21 protein-coding genes and 1 tRNA gene are annotated in these 19,632 nt (G+C 63.2%); 10 read left to right on the top strand and 12 right to left on the bottom strand.

The window, feature by feature from the left end:
- Positions 1-24 precede the first annotated feature (24 nt).
- Positions 25-2,073 carry an NADPH-dependent 2,4-dienoyl-CoA reductase gene (locus tag C8K18_RS02050; protein ID WP_107706533.1) on the bottom strand — a complete coding sequence of 683 codons (2,049 nt, stop codon included), beginning with the start codon at positions 2,071-2,073 and terminating at the stop codon, positions 25-27.
- Positions 2,074-2,433: 360 nt separating this feature from the next.
- Between C8K18_RS02050 and C8K18_RS02055 the strand changes: the two genes are divergently transcribed.
- On the top strand, positions 2,434-3,228 hold the full coding sequence (locus C8K18_RS02055) for a DUF4397 domain-containing protein (RefSeq protein ID WP_107706534.1): 795 nt from the start codon (positions 2,434-2,436) through the stop codon (positions 3,226-3,228).
- 245 nt (positions 3,229-3,473) lie between these two features.
- Here C8K18_RS02055 and C8K18_RS02060 read toward each other — a convergent pair whose 3' ends face one another.
- Positions 3,474-3,608, bottom strand: coding sequence for an entericidin A/B family lipoprotein (locus C8K18_RS02060; RefSeq protein ID WP_006052452.1), 135 nt, complete (start codon positions 3,606-3,608; stop codon positions 3,474-3,476).
- A 198-nt stretch (positions 3,609-3,806) separates the two neighbouring features.
- Positions 3,807-5,387 carry a sensor histidine kinase gene (locus C8K18_RS02065; RefSeq protein WP_029967569.1) on the bottom strand — a complete coding sequence of 527 codons (1,581 nt, stop codon included), beginning with the start codon at positions 5,385-5,387 and terminating at the stop codon, positions 3,807-3,809.
- Between the two features lie 206 nt (positions 5,388-5,593).
- On the opposite strand from C8K18_RS02065, the gene C8K18_RS02070 reads away from it, so the two are divergent.
- The 5 genes from C8K18_RS02070 (at position 5,594) to C8K18_RS02090 (ending at position 7,887) form a co-directional block, all read left to right on the top strand.
- Entirely contained in the window at positions 5,594-5,770 is a 177-nt protein-coding gene (locus C8K18_RS02070) for a DUF1328 domain-containing protein (RefSeq protein ID WP_006052454.1), read from the top strand.
- 82 nt (positions 5,771-5,852) lie between these two features.
- Positions 5,853-6,014: a DUF1328 domain-containing protein gene (locus C8K18_RS02075; RefSeq protein ID WP_006052455.1), complete on the top strand. Its 162-nt coding sequence runs from the start codon at positions 5,853-5,855 to the stop codon at positions 6,012-6,014.
- A gap of 82 nt (positions 6,015-6,096) precedes the next feature.
- Entirely contained in the window at positions 6,097-6,654 is a 558-nt protein-coding gene (locus C8K18_RS02080) for a bacterioferritin (RefSeq protein WP_006052456.1), read from the top strand.
- Positions 6,655-6,805: 151 nt separating this feature from the next.
- On the top strand, positions 6,806-7,438 hold the full coding sequence (locus tag C8K18_RS02085) for a response regulator transcription factor (RefSeq protein WP_013338705.1): 633 nt from the start codon (positions 6,806-6,808) through the stop codon (positions 7,436-7,438).
- 20 nt (positions 7,439-7,458) lie between these two features.
- Positions 7,459-7,887 carry a response regulator transcription factor gene (locus tag C8K18_RS02090; RefSeq protein WP_035569834.1) on the top strand — a complete coding sequence of 143 codons (429 nt, stop codon included), beginning with the start codon at positions 7,459-7,461 and terminating at the stop codon, positions 7,885-7,887.
- A gap of 27 nt (positions 7,888-7,914) precedes the next feature.
- Here C8K18_RS02090 and C8K18_RS02095 read toward each other — a convergent pair whose 3' ends face one another.
- The gene (locus C8K18_RS02095) at positions 7,915-9,117 is read right to left on the bottom strand and encodes an MFS transporter (protein WP_029967567.1); all 1,203 of its coding nucleotides are present in this window, start codon (positions 9,115-9,117) and stop codon (positions 7,915-7,917) included.
- Positions 9,118-9,303: 186 nt separating this feature from the next.
- On the opposite strand from C8K18_RS02095, the gene C8K18_RS02100 reads away from it, so the two are divergent.
- Entirely contained in the window at positions 9,304-9,819 is a 516-nt protein-coding gene (locus tag C8K18_RS02100) for a DUF2569 domain-containing protein (protein ID WP_029967566.1), read from the top strand.
- A gap of 20 nt (positions 9,820-9,839) precedes the next feature.
- Here C8K18_RS02100 and C8K18_RS02105 read toward each other — a convergent pair whose 3' ends face one another.
- The 6 genes from C8K18_RS02105 to C8K18_RS02130 all read right to left on the bottom strand — a co-directional run bounded on the left by C8K18_RS02105 (position 9,840) and on the right by C8K18_RS02130 (position 15,768).
- Positions 9,840-10,667, bottom strand: a complete 828-nt coding sequence (locus tag C8K18_RS02105) for a phosphodiesterase (protein ID WP_029967565.1) — start codon at positions 10,665-10,667, stop codon at positions 9,840-9,842.
- A gap of 42 nt (positions 10,668-10,709) precedes the next feature.
- Positions 10,710-11,780, bottom strand: a complete 1,071-nt coding sequence (locus C8K18_RS02110) for an ABC transporter ATP-binding protein (protein ID WP_107706535.1) — start codon at positions 11,778-11,780, stop codon at positions 10,710-10,712.
- Entirely contained in the window at positions 11,777-12,688 is a 912-nt protein-coding gene (locus tag C8K18_RS02115) for an ABC transporter permease (protein ID WP_107706801.1), read from the bottom strand. The genes C8K18_RS02110 and C8K18_RS02115 overlap by 4 nt, the downstream gene beginning before the upstream one ends.
- Positions 12,689-12,738: 50 nt before the next feature.
- Positions 12,739-13,563 carry an ABC transporter permease gene (locus C8K18_RS02120; RefSeq protein WP_006052464.1) on the bottom strand — a complete coding sequence of 275 codons (825 nt, stop codon included), beginning with the start codon at positions 13,561-13,563 and terminating at the stop codon, positions 12,739-12,741.
- Positions 13,560-14,591, bottom strand: a complete 1,032-nt coding sequence (locus C8K18_RS02125; RefSeq protein WP_181324810.1) for an ABC transporter substrate-binding protein — start codon at positions 14,589-14,591, stop codon at positions 13,560-13,562. The genes C8K18_RS02120 and C8K18_RS02125 overlap by 4 nt, the downstream gene beginning before the upstream one ends.
- Positions 14,592-14,700: 109 nt before the next feature.
- The gene (locus C8K18_RS02130) at positions 14,701-15,768 is read right to left on the bottom strand and encodes a LacI family DNA-binding transcriptional regulator (protein WP_029967555.1); all 1,068 of its coding nucleotides are present in this window, start codon (positions 15,766-15,768) and stop codon (positions 14,701-14,703) included.
- Between the two features lie 195 nt (positions 15,769-15,963).
- Here C8K18_RS02130 and C8K18_RS02135 point away from each other — a divergent pair.
- The 3 genes from C8K18_RS02135 to C8K18_RS02145 all read left to right on the top strand — a co-directional run bounded on the left by C8K18_RS02135 (position 15,964) and on the right by C8K18_RS02145 (position 17,727).
- Positions 15,964-16,048 (top strand) — tRNA-Leu (locus C8K18_RS02135).
- Between the two features lie 251 nt (positions 16,049-16,299).
- Positions 16,300-16,992 carry a class I SAM-dependent methyltransferase gene (locus tag C8K18_RS02140; RefSeq protein WP_244230938.1) on the top strand — a complete coding sequence of 231 codons (693 nt, stop codon included), beginning with the start codon at positions 16,300-16,302 and terminating at the stop codon, positions 16,990-16,992.
- A 327-nt stretch (positions 16,993-17,319) separates the two neighbouring features.
- Positions 17,320-17,727, top strand: coding sequence for a cupin domain-containing protein (locus C8K18_RS02145; protein ID WP_006051216.1), 408 nt, complete (start codon positions 17,320-17,322; stop codon positions 17,725-17,727).
- Between the two features lie 58 nt (positions 17,728-17,785).
- Here C8K18_RS02145 and C8K18_RS02150 read toward each other — a convergent pair whose 3' ends face one another.
- Both C8K18_RS02150 and C8K18_RS02155 read right to left on the bottom strand, forming a co-directional pair.
- The gene (locus C8K18_RS02150; RefSeq protein ID WP_029967551.1) at positions 17,786-18,658 is read right to left on the bottom strand and encodes a hypothetical protein; all 873 of its coding nucleotides are present in this window, start codon (positions 18,656-18,658) and stop codon (positions 17,786-17,788) included.
- 146 nt (positions 18,659-18,804) lie between these two features.
- Positions 18,805-19,560: an SDR family oxidoreductase gene (locus C8K18_RS02155; protein ID WP_029967550.1), complete on the bottom strand. Its 756-nt coding sequence runs from the start codon at positions 19,558-19,560 to the stop codon at positions 18,805-18,807.
- Positions 19,561-19,632 lie beyond the last annotated feature (72 nt).

Genomic DNA, 19,632 nt, shown 5'->3' on the forward strand with positions numbered 1-19,632 from the left:
AAAAGCGCGGGCCACGTTGGCGCTTTAAAGCCGCGCGGCCAGTTCAGCGCCTTCGCGAATCGCGCGCTTCGCATCGAGTTCGGTCGCGAGCGCCGCTCCGCCGATCACATGAAAACGCGGACCGCCCGCATCCGCCGATTTTCCACGCGCGGACTCCGTTGGATGCAAATCGCGCAGCGATTCCTGCCCTGCACATACGACGATATGGTCGACCTCCAGCCATTGCTCGACGCCGCCGCGCGCGATCTTCAAACCGCGCGCGCCCGCTTCCAGATACGACACGCCGTCCAGCATCTTCACGCCGTTTCTCGCGAGCGTCGCGCGATGCACCCAGCCCGAGGTCTTGCCGAGCCCCGCACCGAGCTTGCCCGCCTTGCGCTGCAGTAACCAGATCTGCCGCGGCGGACGCGCGGGCGCGGGCGGCTTCAGGCCGCCGGGTTCGCTGACAGACAGATCGACGCCCCATTCGTCGAGCCACGCGTCGCGCGGCAGCGGCAGCGGTTCGTCCGCGCGATGCAGCAAAAACTCGCTGACGTCGAAGCCGATGCCGCCCGCGCCGATCACGGCGACGCGGCCGCCCACCGGCGCACCGCGCAGCACGTCGACATACGACAGAACATTGGGCGCGTCGATGCCCGCGATCGCCGGCCGCCGCGGCACGATGCCGGTCGCGATCACGATGTCGTCGTAAGCGCCGGCCGCGAGCAGCGCGGCGTCGACGCGCGTGCCGAGCCGCACGTCGACGCGATGCCGCTCGAGCTGGCTCTGGAAATAACGGATCGTCTCGCTGAACTCTTCCTTGCCCGGCACGCGCATCGCGAGATTGAACTGACCGCCGATGGTTGCGGCCGCATCGAACAGCGTCACGCGATGCCCGCGCGACGCCGCCACCGTCGCCGCCGACAATCCCGCCGGCCCGGCGCCGACCACCGCAACGGAGCGCACTTTCTGCGAACCCGCGAGCGGCCGGTACACGAGTTCGGTTTCGCGACCGGCGCGCGGATTGACGAGGCAGGTCGCGCGCTGATTCCTGAACGTATGATCGAGACAGGCCTGATTGCACGCGATACAGGTGTTGATTTCGTGCGTGCGTCCCTCGGCGGTTTTCAGCACGAACTCGGGATCGGCGAGCAGCGGTCTTGCCATCGACACCAGATCGCCCGCGCCGTCGGCGAGCAAGGCTTCGGCGACGTCGGGCGTGTTAATGCGGTTCGAGACGATCACCGGGACTGTCACGGCGGCCTTCAGCCGCGCGCTCAACGCGGCAAACGCGGCACGCGGTACCGAGGTGACGATGGTCGGCACACGCGCCTCATGCCAGCCGATTCCTGTGTTGAATATCGTCACGCCGGCCGCTTCGAGCGCGCGTGCGACCTGCACGGTTTCATCCCATGTATTGCCGCCTTCGACGAGGTCGATCAGCGAAAGCCGATACACCACGATGAAGCGCTCGCCGCACGTCTCGCGCACGCGCTCGACAATCTCGCACGCGAGGCGCATGCGGTTTTCGATGCTGCCGCCGTAACGGTCCGTGCGCCGGTTGGTGCGCGGGCAGAGGAACTGGTTGAGCAGATAGCCTTCGCTGCCCATGATCTCGATGCCGTCATAGCCTGCGCGCTGGGCGAGCCGCGCGCAGCGCGCGTAATCGCGCACGGTCTTCTGAATGCCGCCGATGCTGAGCGCGCGCGGCTTGAACTTCGAAATAGGCGACTTCAATGCCGATGCGGACACAACGAACGGCTGATACCCATAACGTCCTGCGTGCAGGATCTGCAGCGCGATCTTGCCGCCTTCTTCGTGAACCGCTTGCGTAAGCCGCCGATGATTGCGCAGATCGAATACCGAGTTGAGCGTACCGCCGAAGGGCAGCAGCCATCCTTCGCGATTCGGCGAGATGCCGCCGGTGATGATGAGGCCGACGCCGCCCTTCGCGCGCTCGCGGAAGTACTCGGCGAGCTTCGGATAATTCCAGAAGCGGTCTTCCATGCCCGTATGCATGGACCCCATCACGACGCGATTGCGCAAGCGGGTGAAGCCGAGGTCGAGTTCCGCGAGTAAGCGTTGGTAAGACATACAGGCTGCCGTTGTAAGTATGGGGTGCGCACGAACGATACACCGCGCGCTCGGGCTCACCATCTGAGGAAAGCTTCTAATGCTCGCCGCATGTTGCCCGGTAAGACATTGTCGCGCCGCGATAAGCCAATTCGATGATCGCGGCACAGCCATTGCTCATTGGGTGCGTCCATCGACATGGACCGCGCCGCGCCTTTAAAACAGGGCCTTGCGTGCAGGGATAGGAGGGAGTGCTTCGCCGAGGACAGCCAAAACGAGACCGTTCGAATCATTGCCGAACACGGTTTCAGATGGCGGCGTCCAGAGCGTGCGCCCGCATATGAATGGGCCACGAGCCCGACATCGATATAGGTGAACAGAATGAAACTGATTAGAACCATGGCGGCCATGATTGCCGTTGCATCCGTGCTGAGTGCATGCGGCGGAGGCTCCGACGACGTAGGCAAGGAACTGGGTCTGACGAACCCGCAAATCCATTTCGTGCATGCGATCCCGAGCGGACCGGCAGTGGACTTTCTCGTCAACGGCAACGCGCCGTCCGGACAGACGAATGTCTCGTACAAGGGCGTGACGAACTTCACGAACATCAACACGGGTTCGACGAATGTTGCTTATGCGGCGACCGGCACCAAGACCGCGCTCGCGAGCGGCAATTTCCCGAACGTCTCGAAGGGCCACGAATATACGGTGCTCGCGTTGCCCGGCACCGCAGCGGCGGACATCGGCCTGATCGACGATCCGTTCGACAAGGGCCTTCTGTCGAATAGCGCGCGCGTGCGCGGCTTCAACGCATCGGGCAACGCGCCGAATCTCGACCTGTATCTCGTGCAGGCGGGCAACACCAACATCAGCACCGTGTCGCCGACCCTGGCGGGCGTCGCGTTCAAGAACGCCGTGCCGGCAAGCGGCCAGGATTCGATCTACGTATCGGGCGGCCAGTATGTGCTGATCGCGACGGCCGTGGGCAGCAAGACGCCGATCTATCAGTCGCAATCGTTCACGCTGTCGAACAACGCCGACTGGCTCATTACGTCGGTGCCGATCGGCGGTGTGCTGAGCCAGCTCGCGGTGGGGCAGATTCATCTGCTGATCGTGCAGAACGGCAATACGAGCACACCGAGTATCGAGTTGTCGAACACGCTGACGGGCGCATAAGCTCGCTAGCCAACCTGCGCGCATCGCAGCGCATGGCATAGCGGCAAGTCCTGGGAGGACGGGGCGGCGGTCCACGCAAGTGGACCGCCGCTTTGTTTTGGCAACACGGGCAACGCACAGCTCACGTCCAACAAGCACGCACAACAAAAAGCCCACTGCGGTTTCCCGCAGCGGGCTCGATGATGCATTGCATTGCGATGAACCACCCTGCGCCGCAAATGCGCAGGGCTTCAAGCAACAGCGATTTACTTCGCCTTCTCAGCCTGATTGGTGAGGGCGTCGCCACCCTTCGAGATGTCCTGGCCGGCACCTGCCATCGTATTGCAGCCGGCGAGCGCGGCCGTGCCTGCAATGAGGAGCAAAGCGATCAGTCGATTCATGGAAGTTCTCCTTGTCGAGAAGGTATCGGTTGACGTGTCCCGCTAGCGGCTCTGCTAGCTGCCGACCGTGGCTTGCGCCAGTCGATCCGGTCTGATTGCATGGTAAAAAAAGGGCGCATGCGGCGCTGTCGGCTGCGCTGCGATTTTGTTGTAGGTGCGCTCTGGTGTTCGCGTCGGCGCACTCCTACAACGATGTGTTCAGTCGCTCTGCCGCGCGCTTAAGTTTGCGTCCGCGTCGCTGGCCGGCTGCGCGGCTGTGCTCGCGCTCGGCATCACGACATGAATGTCGGTGCCGTTCGGCACGCCGCGCCGGATGTCGAATCGTCCGCCATGCGCGGCGACGCGCTGACGCATGCCGAGCAGTCCATGCGTGTGCGTGCGCTTCAAATCCGCAGGCATGATGCCCACGCCGTTGTCCGCAATGTCGAGCGTCACTTGCCCCTCGCCGATATGCAGACCGATCGACACCTGCGACGCGCGCGCGTATTTCGCCGCGTTCGTCAGCGATTCCTGCGCGACGCGAAAGAGCGCGATTTCGGTTTGCTCGTCTAGCTTGATATCGTCTGCGGGAAGCTGCAGGTTCAGTGTCCAGTTGTTGCGCTGTGCGGCTTCGTCGGCGAGCGTGCGCAGCGCCGTGACGAGACCGAAGTTCGCGAGCACCGTGGGCCGCATGTCCTCGATGATGCGGCGCTTGAGCGCGATGCCCTGGTCCAGATTGGCGAGCGCGCGCTGCAGCTTGCCGGTGATCTCGGGAGCGCTGTCCTTCAGCTTGCGGTTCGCCCACGCGACGTCCATCTTGCTCGCGGTCAGAATCGCGCCCAACTCGTCGTGCAGCTCGCGCGCAAGCTGCGTCTTTTCGTTTTCGCTGACAGCCTGCAAATGCCAGCCGAGCGCCTCGAGTTGACGGGTCCGTTCGTTGACGAGCTGATCGAGTTCGCCTTGCTGCGTGATCAATTGGCGCTGCACGCGCGCTTGTCTGTCGATCTGAATGCCGAGATTGCGGAACAGCAGAATGAACAACACGATGTTGAGCGCCGAGAGTCCCGCCGCGCACAACGTCGAGATGCGCTGATCGGCGCGGCTCGCGGCGAGCGCATGCTGCGCGCGGCGTTCTTCGTTATCGCGCAGCAGGCTAAGCGTGCTGTCGACGAACGCCGGGTCCACCGTCTGCTCGCTGCTTGTGCTGCCGCATGCGGCGAGTTCCAGCGGATGCGGTGCGGCGCGCTGCAACGCCGCCGCGCCCGCGCCGATGCGTGCGTCGATCAGCGCACGAATCTGCGTGAAGCTCGCGAGCTCGGCGCTGTCCGCTTTGGGACTGCGGTAAAAGCGCTCGAGCGGCTCTTCGCTGGCGCGAATGCGTGCGGCCGTCGCGCAAAACGCATGTGCGGCGTCGTCGCGCTTCGTCAGAAGATAATCGCTTTGCTGCGCGCTCAAACGCGATAGCTGGCTCGCCAGTGCGCTCAGTTGCACGGTGACGTCGCGGGCTTCGAGCGCGGTCTCGTACTCGGCGGCGATGCGCTCGCGCGCGGTCTCCAGAATGACGAGCCCGCCGACGGTAATCACGATTGCGACCGTCATCGCGATCGCCCAGCTTCGGCTGCGCATCCAGTCGCTCAGACGCGCGGCGGCGCGGCGCGGTTGCGCTTCGGCTTGCGGATTAGTTTGGGCATCGGATTGCGCATCGGTTTGCGCACGACTTCCAGCCTCGCTTTGCGCTTGCTGCTTCGCGTCATGCGGGACTGCGTTCGGCAAATCAGGCACGTTCTGCACGTTCGACACATTCGGCTCCGTGGACAGCCATCAGTGTAGCGTTCGCCGCCGCCAACGCGCGAGCGCTCGCGTGCGCGAATCGGCTCGTCGTAACGCTGCCGTAATCCAATGTAAGCGGATTCTCACACGAAAACCGGAGTGCGTCGGAATGCGCCCGCCGCCGCCGATGGATAGCATGAACCCTGATCCATTCATCGTTCCAGGAGGAAGCCATCATGCTGAAGTGGGCGTTGGTCTTCGCCGTCATTGCCTTGATCGCCGGCCTTCTTGGCTTTACCGGCATCGCGGCGGGCGCGGCGGCAATTGCGAAGTTCCTGTTCGTCGTATTTGTGATTCTGTGCGTGGTGTTCCTCGTGCTCGGCTTCGTGGTGACGAAAAAAATTGTCGATTAGCGCCGCTTGCATGTTTAGCGGCGCTTGAGGCAACGCCAGCGCACGAGAATTCACGCGGATACCAACAAGAAGGAGAGTCGCCATGCTTCACTATGCCATCGTCTTTTTTGTTATCGCGATCATCGCAGCGGTGTTCGGTTTCACCGGAATCGCGGCGGGCGCGGCCGAAATCGCGAAGATTCTGTTCTATATTTTCCTGGTCGTGTTCGTGGTCACGCTGCTGCTCGGCGTGTTCCGAACGTAGATCTGAGCACGACTCTAACGGCGCGTCGCGGGCATGGTCCGCGATGCGCCCATTCCCTCAATACGGATAAAGGAGAAACTCAATGGCGAACACACCTGGCGCCCAGTCGAGCGACCCGTTCGTGATGGACATTCAAAAGATTCGCGACGACGCCCGCAAGCACATGTCGGACGGACCCGTCACGCAAAGTTATGGCGCCGACCGCGAGACCGTGCTGAAGCTGCTCAACGACGCGCTCGCGACGGAGATCGTCTGCACGCTGCGTTACAAGCGGCATCACTTCATGGCGAAGGGCATCAACTCCGAGGCGGTGGCCGCCGAATTCGCCGAGCACGCGACAGAAGAGCAGGAGCACGCCGACCGCATCGCCGAGCGCATCGTGCAACTGGGCGGCGAGCCGGACTTCGCACCGGACGGCCTGAAAACGCGCGCGCATTCCGAGTACAAGGAAGGCGAGAATCTCACGGACATGATCCGCGAGAACCTGGTCGCCGAGCGCATTGCCATCGACACCTATCGCGAGATCATTCGCTATCTCGGCGAGAAGGACGTCACGACGCGGCGTCTGTTCGAAGAGATTCTCGCCGTCGAGGAAGAGCATGCGGACGACATGGCCGATCTGCTCGAGGGTCGCGAGTGATTCGGCGCGGCTGTGGGCGCGGCAGCCGGCGCGGCAGTATGAGCTTGCGGCCGGCGGTAGTGGCCGCAACACAGCCGATAACGTCGAACGGCCACGCGACGTCATTACAATGTCTGCTTTGGAGCGATTCCATCGTACGGACACCAAGCCGATGATTCGAGTGTTGATAGCCGACGATCATGCGATCGTCCGAGGCGGTTTCAGGCAGTTCGTCGCCGACGAGCCGGACATGTGCGTCGCTGCGGAAGCCGCCACCGGCGACGAGACCATCAGCCTCGTGCGCGAGCAGGCATTCGACGTCGTGCTGCTCGACATCGCGATGCCGGATAAAAACGGCATCGACACGCTGCGCGTCATCAAGCAGGTGCGCCCCGAGCAGGGCGTGCTGATCCTCTCCGGCTATCCGGAGAGCCAGTACGCGATCAACCTGCTGCGCGCGGGCGCGAACGGTTATCTGAACAAGGACTGCGAGCCGGATGAGATCGTGCGGGCGATTCGCGCGGTGGCGCGAGGTCATCGCTATTTATCGGAGGCGGTGGCCGACACGCTCGCCGACAATCTCGACAAGCCGGCGGCGGCGCGGCCGCACGAAGCGCTGTCGGAACGCGAGTTCCAGATTTTTTGCAAGCTCGCGGCGGGGCAGATTCCCACGCAGATTGCGGAAGAACTGCATTTGTCCGTGAAAACGGTGAGCACGTACCGGGCTCGCGTGCTCGAGAAGATGCGGCTGGCGAACAATGCCGATCTCACTTATTACGCGATCAAGAACGGCCTGATCGAATAATGGACGATCGAGAGATGCCGATGAACAGCGAATCGAATACCGTTGCCGGATCAGCCAGTCACGCGCCGTTGCGCGTGCTGCTTATCGAGGATTCGCCGCTGATCCGCCGCAGCCTGGTGGAAGCCATCGACGCGTCCGGTTCGCTGCAAGTGGCCGCGTATGCCGATTCCGCCGACGAAGCCATCGCGCTCCTTGGCGACGAAGCGTTCGACGCGGTGATCGTCGACCTGCAACTGAAGCGCGGTTCAGGCGTGCCCGTACTGGCTTATTTGCAGCGCGAAGGCTTGATCGACTCGGTGTTCGCGGCGGTGCTGACCAACCACGCGCTGCCCGCCTATCGCGAGCGTTGCGAGCAGTATGGCGTGCGCCACTTCTACGACAAGTCGTTCGAATTCGATCGCGTGATCGACGCGCTGCACGAATATGCGCTCGCGCGCAGCCACGGCTGAGCGCTCGCCACACAGCAACAAGCGCAATCAATCTTTTGCAGTACGAGCCTGCAGCGCCAGATGATTCCATGCGGCCAGGCCCGCGAACACCAGACCCGCAACGCTCACGCCCACCCATCCGAACACCGGCCATACAGCGGCGCCCACAGCGGAACCGAGGGCTCCGCCGATGAAATACGCGACCATGTACACCGTATTCACGCGGCTGCGCGCGTCGGGCTTCAGCGCATAGATGCGTGACTGATTCGAAATCTGCGCGGCCTGCACGCCCACGTCGAGCACGATCACGCCGATCACGAGCCCCGCGATGCTCTTCGCGGAAAAGCCGAACACGACAAACGAAATCGCCACCAGCACGATGGACAGCGTGATGATCGCGCGCGGTCCGCGACGGTCGGCGAACTTGCCCGCGAGCGGCGCGGCGAGCGCGCCGGCCGCGCCGACGATGCCGAACAGGCCAGCGGCCTGCGGTCCGAGATGAAAGGGCGGCCCGGCCAATAGCAGCGCCAGCACCGACCAGAAGATGCTGAATCCGGCGAAGAGCGCGGCGCCCGTCAGCGACGCTTCACGCAACGCGCGATGTTCGACGACCAGATGCCACATCGACACGAGCAGCTTGCCGTACGACAGCGTGGAAGTCGGCTTGCTCTTCGGCAGACGCAGCACGATCACCACGGCGAGCGCGAGCAACGCGAGCACCGACACCGCGAATACCGCGCGCCAGCCGAAGTATTCCGCGACGAAGCCCGCTGCGGTTCGCGCGAGCAGAATGCCGAGCAGCAGGCCGCTCATCACCGTGCCCACCGCATGACCGCGCTGCGACGGCGGCGCGAGTTCGGCGGCGAACGGCACCGCCTGCTGCGCGATGGTGGCGAGCACGCCGATCGCGAGGCTCGCGGCAACCAGCACCGGCAGCGCCGGCGCGGCGGCGGCCACGACGAGCGCGATGCACATGCCCGCGGTTTGCAGCAGGATCAGTGCACGCCGGTCGAAGCGGTCACCGAGCGGCGCGAGCAACAGCATGCCGGCCGCGTAGCCGAGCTGCGTGACGGCCGGCACCACGCCGACCCACGACGCGCTTGCCGGAAACGACTGCCGGAAGTTGTCGAGCAGCGGCTGGTTGTAATAGATGTTCGCGACCGCGACACCGGCGATGGTGGCGAGCAGAAGCAGCAGGCCGCGCAGCGATGGATCGGCGGAAGCGGGGGCGGACGCGTTGGACGTGGACATGAGAGAGGGCGGTCGGCGGACCGGCCCATGCGCGGTCCTCAAGCGTGCCGATCATACCGGAGCGTATCGGATCGTGCTGACCCGCCGCCATTCGGATGCACGGCTCGTTTGTGACAAAAATGCGAGGTTTGATGCGGTGGGGTTCGTAGAATCGGCGGGCTATTTCTGCCCACCTCGCACGATCCGATGAAACAACGCACTGTGTGTTCGAGCCGACGTCACGCGCAAGCTGAGCTTGCGCCGCAGCGAATTGGCGGATGTCTGCTGGTCGCGCTAATTTGCCTTGCCGCGTGGGCGTTCGTCACCGCGATCGCGTTGCGCGATCCGCTCGAAATGATGCTCGAATGGGAGTTGCTCGCCGTGTTCGTTCGCGCCGCGACGCATGGCTGGTATCGCGCGGTGATCGCGATGGTCGGCATGGACGTGGCGATCGGCGCGTTCATGGTCGCGGGCATCGGATGGTTCGCGCTGCTCGCGTGGCGCAAATCGGTGCGCTTGCCGCGGCACGTTCAGGCGTGGCTCGGTGCGATTCTCGCGATGCGAACCGGCGCGTATCTGCTGAGCGATTACATGACGCACGCAATCGGCATCGACATCGCGATTCCGTTCAATGGCCTGATGCAGGCGATCGTCGCGGCCGCGCTGGGGATACCTTATTTCCGCATGTCGCGGCGCGTGCGTCAGACCTTCGTGAACCGCTGAGGTTTACACACAGTACGCATTCAGTCGATCAACGCGCCTTCCGGCTCATAAAACGGATACGGACCGTCGGCGGCATCGACATACGCGTGATGCGTGACGATGCCCGTCGCCGGATCGTAGCGATGCAGCGCATACGCGGGCGGCTCCATCATGAATGCCGAGGGCGCATCGTCGCGAAGATCGAGCGCGACCTGATGCGCGGGCGCCGGCACCGCGGACGCGATCGTGCCGCCAAAGCGCACGAACATCGAGCGATGCACGTGTCCGCAGATCACCCGCTCCACGTTCGGATAACGCGCGATCAATGCGGCGAGCTTGTCGGCGGCGAGCGGATCGAGCCGCAACGCGTCCATATGTCCGATGCCGCACGCAAACGGCGGATGATGCAGCGCGATCACGGTCGGCTTGCCGTTCGCCGCATCGAGTTGCGCGGCGAGCCACGAAAGCCGCGCGTCGCACAGCGTACCGGCGCTTTGACCCGGCACCATCGAATCGAGTGCGATCAGCCGCAGCGGACCGACATCGGCCGCGTACTGCACGAACGCATCGCCGCCGTGCAATTCCGCTCGATCGGGAAACGCGGCGCGCAATGCGGCGCGGTCGTCGTGATTGCCGACGAGCAGAAAGTAGGGGATTTGAAGCGGCGCGAGCAGCGTTTTCAGGTGCTCGTACTGTTGCGGTTCGCCCTGATCGACGAGGTCGCCGGTCATGATGACGACGTCCGGCCGAGGGTTCAACGCGTTCAGCGCGGCGACGCAGCGCGCGAAGTGCGCGGCCGTATCGACGCGGCGATAGGCGAGCGCGCCGGGCCGCTTGATATGCAGGTCGCTAATTTGAGCCAGCAGCATGGGTAGTCCTTTGTGTTGCGCGCGGTTTAATGCGCGGCTTCGTTACGATAGCGCAATCAGCGCGTCGTGCCCGATCGAAATGCCGACCGGCGTGCCGCGCGCCAGTTCGACGCGGCCCGCGACATCGACGAAGAGCGCATCGGGCGCGGCGCCGCTAATCGTCAAGCGCGTGCGCTCACCGAGAAACGCGCTGCTTTCGATGCAGCCGCGCAACTGCGCGTGATCGGGTTCGGCGAGGAATGCGTCTTCGGGACGGAAGAAAATTTCGTGCGTCGAGTCCGACTGCGCCGATAGATCCCGATGCGCCGAAGGCAGCGGCACTGCACCGCCGATGGTCGTCAGCATGCCGCCGCGCCGCTCGCCGGCAACGCGATTGATCGTGCCGACGAATTGCGCGACCGCGCGATTCGCAGGCCGATAGTAGATGTCGCGCGGCGTGCCGATCTGCTCGATACGTCCCGCACTCATTACGACGATGCGGTCGCCGAGTTCCATCGCTTCGGCCTGATCGTGCGTCACATAGACGGTCGTGATGCCGAGGTCGCGCAGCAGCGTGTTCATCTCGCTGCGCAACGCGTCGCGCAGGCGCGCGTCGAGGGCGGTGAGCGGTTCGTCGAGCAGCAGCACGCGCGGCTCGACGGCCAGCGCGCGAGCAAGTGCGACGCGCTGACGCTGACCGCCCGACAGTTGATCGATCGGTTTATCGGCGTGGTCGGTCAGACGCATCATCGCGAGCAATTCGTCGATGCGTCGCCGTGCGGTTTCCGCAGGCACGCGTTTGATCTTCAGGCCATAGCCGATGTTGCCGCGCACCGTCAGATTCGGAAACAGCGCGTAGCTCTGGAACACCATGCCCACCTGGCGTTTTTCGATAGGCAGCGCGGTCACGTCGTCGTTGCCAAATGCAATGCGGCCTCCGGCGTCGGGCGTTTCGAGTCCGGCGATCATGCGCAGCGTAGTGGTCTTGCCGCAACCGGACGGGCCGAGCAGCACGAGCGTTTCGCCTGCTTCGATGCGCAGATCGACCGGTTCGAGCACACGTGTGCCGCGAAACGTTTTCGCGCACTGCGTCAGCGTGATAGGGATGGAAGCGGGAATAGAAGCGAGTGTCATGGCGTCGTGATGGACTTCGTAGCGGAAGCGGCGCCGCGTTTTTTCGCCGCGCTGCGCTGGCCGGTCGCATCGACGCCGAGCCATTGCATTGCGACGAGCAGCGGCATCGTCATGATGAAAAAGAGAATCGTGTAGGCGCTGCCGATTTCGATGCGCAACGACGCGTAGGTGTCGGCGAGACCGACCGGCAATGTCTTCGTGTCGGGCGTGTGCAGCATCCACGTCAGATTGAATTCGCCGATGGAAAGCGTGAGCACCGCGAGCGCGCCCGCGACGATGCCCGGCCTCGCATTAGGCAGCACGATGGTCAAGAACCGCTGCATGAAGCTCGCGCCGAGACTCGCCGCGCCTTCCTCGAGCGTGCGCAGATCGCTGCTCGCGCACACCGCGGCGACCGCGCGCACCATGAACGGCAGCGTGAACACCACATGCCCGACGACGATAAACGCGACGCTCATGCGAAACATCGTGAAGCCGCCATACACGACGAGCAGCGCCAGCGCGGACGCAAGCCCAGGCAGCGCGATCGGCAGCACGAGAAACTCTTCGATGACGCGCGACAGCCGCGTCTTGCTGCGCGCGAGCACGTAGCCCGCGGGCACGCCGGTCAACAGCGTAATGAAGAGCGTGGCCGCCGCGACTTCGAGCGAGAGAAACACCGAGCCGTGATACTGGGTCCACACCTCGCCGAGCCAGCGCAGCGTGAAGCCGCTCGAGATGCCCTTGAAGTAATTCACCGTGAGACCGGCGAGAATCGACATCACGACCGGCACGATCAGAAATGCGCACAGCAGCAGCGTGACGAGCCACTGGCCCGCCGCGAGCCATGCTCGGCTATCGGGCAAGCGCAGTCGCGAGCGCGGCTTTTTGCCGGCCGCAGCCTGTGAAGAAACAGTGATCGAATTCATGGAGAAGTCCTGCTTACCGTTTTCGCCGGCGTCATGTTCGACGACGGCGCTCATGCGCTCGCCGCCACAGCGGAACCGCTCACGCTGCGCGCCAATGCGAGCACGGCCCACGTGACGATGCCGAGCACGATCGAAAGTCCGGCCGCTGTGATCATGTTCGCGTTGAGCGTGAACTCGGTGTAGATGGTCATCGGCAATACGTCGATGTCGGTGGCGAGCGTGAACGCGGTGCCGAATGCGCCCATCGCGGTCGCGAAGCACACCGCGCCGGCCGCGATCAAACCGGGCGAGAGCGCGGGCAACACGACATCGCGCGTGATGCGCCACGGCGATGCGCCGAGCGAACGCGCGGCTTCCTCGAGCGACGCATCGAGCTTCGTCGCCGAGGCCATCACCGTGACGATCACACGCGGAATCGAGAAGTACAGGTAGCCGAGAAAGAGACCGCTCATCGAGTACGCGAACACCCAGCGGTCGCCGGTGAGTTTGAGTGAGAGCGCGCCGATCAGCCCTTGCCGTCCCGCGAGCATGATGACCATGAAGCCGACCACGACGCCGGGAAACGCGAGCGGAAACGTCAGTAACGCGAGCAGCGTGCGCTTGAACGCGAACTCGCGGCGCGCGAGCAGCAAACCGGCGATCACCGAAAGCACCAGCGTTGCCGCCGTCACGGCTGCGGACAGCATGACCGTTGCGCCGAGGCTCGACATGTAGCGCGGATTCGTCAGCATCGCGCGATAGGTGGCGAACGCGTGGCCGTCGCCGCTCAGTTGCGCGAGCGCGCCCATCGGCAACAGCCAGAACGCGATGAAAACCGCGAGCGCCGGCGCGAGCAATGCAATGCGCCAGCGCAGCGGGAACGTGATGTCGTTCAATGCATCACCTGCAAATAGCGTTCGCCGAAGCTCGCCTGCTTCTCGGCCATCTTGCCGAAGTCGACCGGTTTTGCACGTGCATAGTCGCTGGCCGGCAGGAACTTCGCGGCGGTTTGCGCGCTCATCGCATTCGCGCGAACGGGACGCAGATACGCATCGGCCCACAGTTTCTGGCCTTCGTCGGAGAGCACGAAATCCAGCACCTTCTTGCCGTTCGCTTCGTGCGGCGCGCCCTTCACGAGGCTCATCACATACGGCACCGAGATCGTGCCTTCTTTCGGAATCACGAATTCGACGTTTGCATGGTCTTTATATTTCGCGCGATAGGCGTCGAAATCGTAGTCGAGCAGAATCGGAATTTCGCCGGACATGACGCGCGCGTAGGCCGTTTGCTTCGGCACGATCGGCGCGTTGGCCTTGAGCTTGCGGAACCAGTCGAGGCCCGGCTCGAAGTTATCCAGCGTGCCGCCGAGCGCCTGATTCACCGCGACCGCGCCCGCATAGCCGACAAACGCGCTCGACGGATCGAGGTAGCCGATCATGCCTTTGTATTCGGGCTTGAGCAGGTCGGCCCACGAGCGCGGCACCGGCTTGCCTTCGAGCGCGTCCTTGTTGACGAAGAAGCCGAGCGTGCCCGAGTGAATCGTGAACCAGTAGCCTTGCGGGTCTTTCAGGTTCGCGGGAATGTCGTCCCAATGCGCGGGCTTGTACGGTTCGACCACGCCCTTGTCCTTCGCCTGGAATGCCGACGATACGCCGAGATACACGACGTCCGCGACGGGGCTTTTCTGCTCGGCCATCAACTGCGCAATCGACTGGCCCGAGTTCTTGTTGTCGAACGGCACGCGGATGCCGGTCTTTTGCTGAATGGCCTTGATCTGGCTGGCCCAGTCGGCCCATTCCGGCGGACAGTTGTAGCAGATTGCGGTTTCGTCGGCGCGGGCTGTTTGCGGCGCGATGATGGCAAGCGCGGCTGCGAGCGCGCCCGCGCCGACAGCGAATGCCGTGGACTGCGCGAGGCGGCGCATCAGCGAGCTTGGCGGCGATGCAAGTCGAAGGGGAGAGCGGATCACTGTAGTTATCCTCACGAAAAAAGATGGCGGGTGGTTGGATCGCCTGTTTTCAGGCAGTTGTTATTCAGGACGCTAGATGAAAGCGCGTATTGGTTTGCGGCGCGGCGGTGTCGTCACGGTTCGAAATCGCGGCGATGGTCGCGCCTTCGCGCAGACTGTGCGGCAGCGTCAGCGCGAGCGGCGCATCGCTCATGCCTTCGTCGCTGCTCGTGACGCGCGCGAGCAAGCGACGCCACGCCGCGCAGCCGATCTCACGGTTCGGCGCGCAGACGCTCGCGAGCGGCGGCGACAGCAGTTCGCCCATCGCGAGGCCGTCGAAACCGAGAATCGACATATCGCGCGGAATCTGCAGACGCGCGCGGCGCAGGCCGCGCATCACGACCATCGCGAGCAGATCGTTGCTGCAGAAAAGCGCGCTCGGGCGATTCGCGCCGTGCGTCAGATGCGCGAGCACCGAGGGCGCGAGTTCGTCCGCGTTGAAGTCGACTTCGAGCGCGGGGGCGGGCATGAGGCCGGCTTGCTGCATCGCCTGTGCATAGCCGAGGTGACGTTGACGCGCGCGGTCCGACGCGGCGAGCGTGCCCGCGAGCATCAGGATGCGGCGATGGCCGTGGGCGATCAGCATGCGCACGCCTTCGTACGCGGCGAGACGGTTGTCGACGGACACCGACGGACGCCGCACCGTGTCGTTGTGCATCAGCACATAGAGGAGGCCGTCGCGATCGAGTTCGTCGAGAAGCGGATGCGTGTCGGCGTCGGTGACTGTGAGGATCAACCCTTCCACGCGATGTTCGCGCAGCGTTTCGATTGCGCGGCGTTCGCGGTCGGCGTCGTATTGCGTCGTCATCAGCATGAGCCGGTAGCCGTGCGCCGCCGCGAGTTCGTCGATGCCCTGCAGGCATTCGGCGAACACCGGATTCGCGAGCGTCGGCACGATCACGCCGATCAGGCGCGTGCGCTCGCCGCGCAACTGACGGCCGAGCGGGTTGGGCCGGAAGCGCAGCGCGTCGATGGACTGCCGGACCTTGTCGAGCGTGACGGGATTCACGGTGTGCGGCGCGTTGATCGCGCGCGAGACCGTCGCGATGGAAAAGCCCGCGTGCGCAGCGACATCCTTGATCGTCGGGGTCATGGTTTCCGCTCGGTGGTGTCCGTTCGATGTAAACGTTTTCGGTGCCGATTATCGGGAACGTTTGTGACCGGGGGATGACTTCGGCGCGGCGGGGGAGTGGAGGGTTGTGAGGTGGCGGCTGGCGCGGTTGATTAGCCCGTTGGTTGGCCCGGCGGCCAATGGTAGAATGCGCGTCCACGCGGTTTTGCCTCCCTCGCCGGGATGATGAAATTGGTAAACATAGCGGACTTAAAATCCGCCGCCTAACGGCTTGCCGGTTCGAGTCCGGTTCCCGGCACCAGAGAACCGAGCCTTTGCGGCGCGTGCGTCTGCGATTCAATTGACGCCGCCGCCACTTCAGCACTTCACCCATCTCCTCGCGGCGGATTCGCCCATACTCCTTACACAATCTTTCCTGTGTGGTAGAGTTTTCGCTGCGGTCGAAGCGATGCTCATCTGCAGCGAAGGCGATTAATTCATTAATTGAGAATCCGCGAGAGAGACTTATCGATCATGCATAACCTGAATTGGAAGAGCGAGACGGACTTCGAGATGGGTGGCTACATCTTGCGCATGAATTATGAGCACGGTGGCAGCAAATTGAAGTCCGAGGGAAATGAATTCCTTCTCATGAAGGCAAAGAACTTCCTCGGGCACTACACATCGCTTCGTCCGGAAGAATGCCGAAAAGTGCTTGAATTAGGCGTTTATCAGGGCGGCTCCTTCGTCTTTCTGGATCAGCTTTTAAAGCCCGAAAAGATCTCGGCTCTCGAGTTATCGACTACTCCCATCCCCGCGCTCGATGAATACGTCGAGAAGAATGCCGGCCGCGCCAGGCTTTACTACGGGACGTCGCAAGACGACGTAGCTAAACTCCATCAAATCGTCGACGAAGATTTCGGCGGTGAACTGGATCTGGTGGTAGACGACGCTTCGCACTTTTACGAGCAGACGAAAACGTCGTTCAAGACGCTTTTCCCATTGGTTCGCCCTGGCGGTCTTTACATCATTGAAGATTGGAACTGGTCGTTTCAGGATGCATTTCAGGCATCCGATAATGGCTGGTTCCCCGTTCCGTCTCCGGCGAATCTGATGGTCGATCTGCTGGAAGACATGACCCGCAACCGCATGATTGCCGGAGTCGAAGTTCATCGCGAATTGTGGAAGATTCGCAGATCAGACGTTAATACCGGCGAAGTCTTTGCATCGCAAGGACGCAGAGGGCGGTCGATAGGACTCTTGTGACCGCGGCTCGCCGTGCCAACTGCTATTCGTCTGGCGCGGCTAAATCACAAACTCCGCACAAACCACCGCACAGAGCACCGCACTAACCGCCGATACGTTTCCCGCGTTGCCGGCGCCTGCTTGTGCCTGATTGGTGCCAGCCGGACAACACCGTGATCCCATCCGCGGGTCTACCGCGCCACACCACGTCGGCCTACGATGACTTCGTGGCGCTCATCGCCGCTCACGGCATCCGCCAGGCGCGAGCGTTCACCGCAGCGTCCACTTCTTCCGTTCCTTGCCAACTTCGTCGCGCATGGGCAGGGCGCGCTATTTGAGAGGCACATCATGTTTTCACCAAAGAACACTGCAATCGCCATGCTCGTCGTCGCGGCTGCGCATGTCGGCGTGGCCGGTGCGGCGGCGCCCGAAGCCGTCGTGGCGCCGCTGATGGAAAAGGCGCTCGACGATTATCCCGGCAAGGAAGCGCTGATGATCACCGTGACCTATCCGCCGGGTTCCGTCGATCCCGTTCATCGGCATCATGCGCACGCCTTCGTCTATGTGCTGGAGGGATCGATTGTGATGCAGGTCAAGGGCGGCAAGGAAGTTACGCTTACGCCTGGGCAGACCTTCTACGAAGGGCCGAACGATGTCCATACCGTCGGGCGCAACGCGAGCCAGACGCAACCGGCGAAGTTCATCGTGCTTCTTTTGAAGGACAAGGGCGCGCCTGTTCTCGTACCGGAGAAGTAAGCGCGTTCGTCATACGTCGATAGTCCAATTGTGCGAATCTGCGCAAACCGCTTCGAATTTACAGCGCACCAGCCAGCCACAGCGCGACGTTGACCGAATAGCGGTGAACGTCGCGCAACGCCTGCGGCTCGCTCTGCATCGTGTTTCCAGGAGGCTCGCTCACAAAGCTCGGGCAACCGAGTCGTGCATCCCAGTTGTAGTCCGCAAAATGATGAAAGGTACTTTGCGCGACTGCCGGACCTCCGCGGACCGAAGGTTCGAATGCGACTGCAAGATTGAAACTCTTGCCCGTTGCTTTGCTCTTGCCTCGTGCGATCACTCGGGCGGGTTCGTCCTCAGGAGCCTCGACGGCGCCTTCATGCGGATGTGCCGGCAGGAACCGGATTGCGCCGCCGGGAGAATCGGGGTCCGCTAATACGGGATGCGTGGGGCCCACGATCGCGATTTCCTGGAAGTCTCCGTTTCTGCCCGAGTGAAAATTGGGCCACGAGATGTGGGTCGAGAACGGGTCGTCGGCCACATGTCGCGATGGGTCGGGGTGCCGATTGCGCGTGTGAAAATGGTGCGCCTTGCCCACTCCGCCTAACGTGCAGAGTGAACTGCCCACATCCATGTGATCCCTCGTGACCAGCAGGCCGCGGCCCGCGCGCCGGAATCGCGTGATTCCCTCGCAATCTTCCGAGGTTAGACCGTCGCCTTCGTCGACGGCAAACAACCACAACTCGTCGAACTCGCTCTCATCGAGACGCGAAAGAATCGGGTCCGGCTCCCCGAGCCGCTCGCGGTCGCGAGCAACGACATTGAAGGCCACGCGCCCTTCGGGATCTCGATACGTCCGCAGTAATTCCGCGAGGCGGCTGAATCGCGCAATCGACCAGTCGTTGCTGCTGGGCAGGATGGTCGTTTGAAGCAGGATCTGGATGGTACGCATGATGGTGAATGAGTATGTCGGGACGAGGCGACCAATCGTAGCGCGGAACTGGCCGCCAGGTAGGCGTTAGATGAAGGCGGCTCTGAAATGCGTGCGCCCGGGCGAGAGCCGCCCGGGCAGGATTCGACGCGCACGCCAGTAATGTTTCAGGCTCCGGCCTGCGAGTGACGCAGCCATTCGTCCAGGCCGATGCGGCCCAAGCGCGCCTCGCCCAACGGCACCAGCGACTTGTCGTCGACCAGGCCGCCGAAATATCGGGCCTCCGGGTCTCTCACGACCTCGCGCGGATCGCGGGCGGCCTTCAGATAGCGGGCGATGATTTCGTTGAACGGCGCTTTTTCCGGGCCGGCAATCTCGACGATGCCGTTGCGCGGCGCCGCAAGCGCCACGTCGGCCACGATCGCGGCAACGTCGTCAGCCGCGATGGGCTGAAACAGGCCGGGCGACACCCTGATGACGTTTCCATCCGCACCCGACTCGGCGATGCCGCCGAGGAACTCCAGGAACTGCGTGGAGCGGATCACGGTGTAGGGGATGCCGGATTTCACGATCAGCTTTTCCTGCGCGACCTTGGCGCGGAAATAGCCGTTCTCCGGCGTCCGCTCGATTCCGACGATGGAGAGCGCGACATGATGCTGGACGCCCGCCGCTGCCTCAGCCGCAAGAAGATTGCGGGTGGAAACCTCGAAAAACTCCAGCACGGCCTTGTCTTCGAACGACGGTGAATTGGCGAGGTCGATCACCACCTGCGCGCCGGCCACCGCTTCGTTGAGTCCCTCTCCGGTGATGCTGTTGATACCGCTTCTGGGCGACGCAGCGACGACCTCGTGGCCGTTCTCGCGCAGAATGGCGACAGCCTTCGAGCCGATCAGGCCGGTGCCTCCGATCACGACGATTTTCATGATTGCTGTCCTTTATCGATCACTCGACACCCCATTCGGGTTCGAATGCAGTTGAGGAAAGATCAGGGACGG

This window comes from Paraburkholderia sp. GV068 (assembly GCF_003058125.1).
Lineage (GTDB): Bacteria > Pseudomonadota > Gammaproteobacteria > Burkholderiales > Burkholderiaceae > Paraburkholderia > Paraburkholderia graminis.

Coding starts and splice junctions, on each gene's coding strand:
- C8K18_RS02050 (WP_107706533.1), bottom strand. CDS start 2,073: ATGTCTTACCAACGCTTACTCGCGGAACTCGACCTCGGCTTCACCCGC.
- C8K18_RS02055 (WP_107706534.1), top strand. CDS start 2,434: ATGAAACTGATTAGAACCATGGCGGCCATGATTGCCGTTGCATCCGTG.
- C8K18_RS02060 (WP_006052452.1), bottom strand. CDS start 3,608: ATGAATCGACTGATCGCTTTGCTCCTCATTGCAGGCACGGCCGCGCTC.
- C8K18_RS02070 (WP_006052454.1), top strand. CDS start 5,594: ATGCTGAAGTGGGCGTTGGTCTTCGCCGTCATTGCCTTGATCGCCGGC.
- C8K18_RS02075 (WP_006052455.1), top strand. CDS start 5,853: ATGCTTCACTATGCCATCGTCTTTTTTGTTATCGCGATCATCGCAGCG.
- C8K18_RS02080 (WP_006052456.1), top strand. CDS start 6,097: ATGGCGAACACACCTGGCGCCCAGTCGAGCGACCCGTTCGTGATGGAC.
- C8K18_RS02085 (WP_013338705.1), top strand. CDS start 6,806: ATGATTCGAGTGTTGATAGCCGACGATCATGCGATCGTCCGAGGCGGT.
- C8K18_RS02090 (WP_035569834.1), top strand. CDS start 7,459: ATGAACAGCGAATCGAATACCGTTGCCGGATCAGCCAGTCACGCGCCG.
- C8K18_RS02095 (WP_029967567.1), bottom strand. CDS start 9,117: ATGTCCACGTCCAACGCGTCCGCCCCCGCTTCCGCCGATCCATCGCTG.
- C8K18_RS02100 (WP_029967566.1), top strand. CDS start 9,304: ATGAAACAACGCACTGTGTGTTCGAGCCGACGTCACGCGCAAGCTGAG.
- C8K18_RS02105 (WP_029967565.1), bottom strand. CDS start 10,667: ATGCTGCTGGCTCAAATTAGCGACCTGCATATCAAGCGGCCCGGCGCG.
- C8K18_RS02110 (WP_107706535.1), bottom strand. CDS start 11,780: ATGACACTCGCTTCTATTCCCGCTTCCATCCCTATCACGCTGACGCAG.
- C8K18_RS02115 (WP_107706801.1), bottom strand. CDS start 12,688: ATGAATTCGATCACTGTTTCTTCACAGGCTGCGGCCGGCAAAAAGCCG.
- C8K18_RS02125 (WP_181324810.1), bottom strand. CDS start 14,591: ATGCGCCGCCTCGCGCAGTCCACGGCATTCGCTGTCGGCGCGGGCGCG.
- C8K18_RS02130 (WP_029967555.1), bottom strand. CDS start 15,768: ATGACCCCGACGATCAAGGATGTCGCTGCGCACGCGGGCTTTTCCATC.
- C8K18_RS02140 (WP_244230938.1), top strand. CDS start 16,300: ATGGGTGGCTACATCTTGCGCATGAATTATGAGCACGGTGGCAGCAAA.
- C8K18_RS02145 (WP_006051216.1), top strand. CDS start 17,320: ATGTTTTCACCAAAGAACACTGCAATCGCCATGCTCGTCGTCGCGGCT.
- C8K18_RS02150 (WP_029967551.1), bottom strand. CDS start 18,658: ATGCGTACCATCCAGATCCTGCTTCAAACGACCATCCTGCCCAGCAGC.
- C8K18_RS02155 (WP_029967550.1), bottom strand. CDS start 19,560: ATGAAAATCGTCGTGATCGGAGGCACCGGCCTGATCGGCTCGAAGGCT.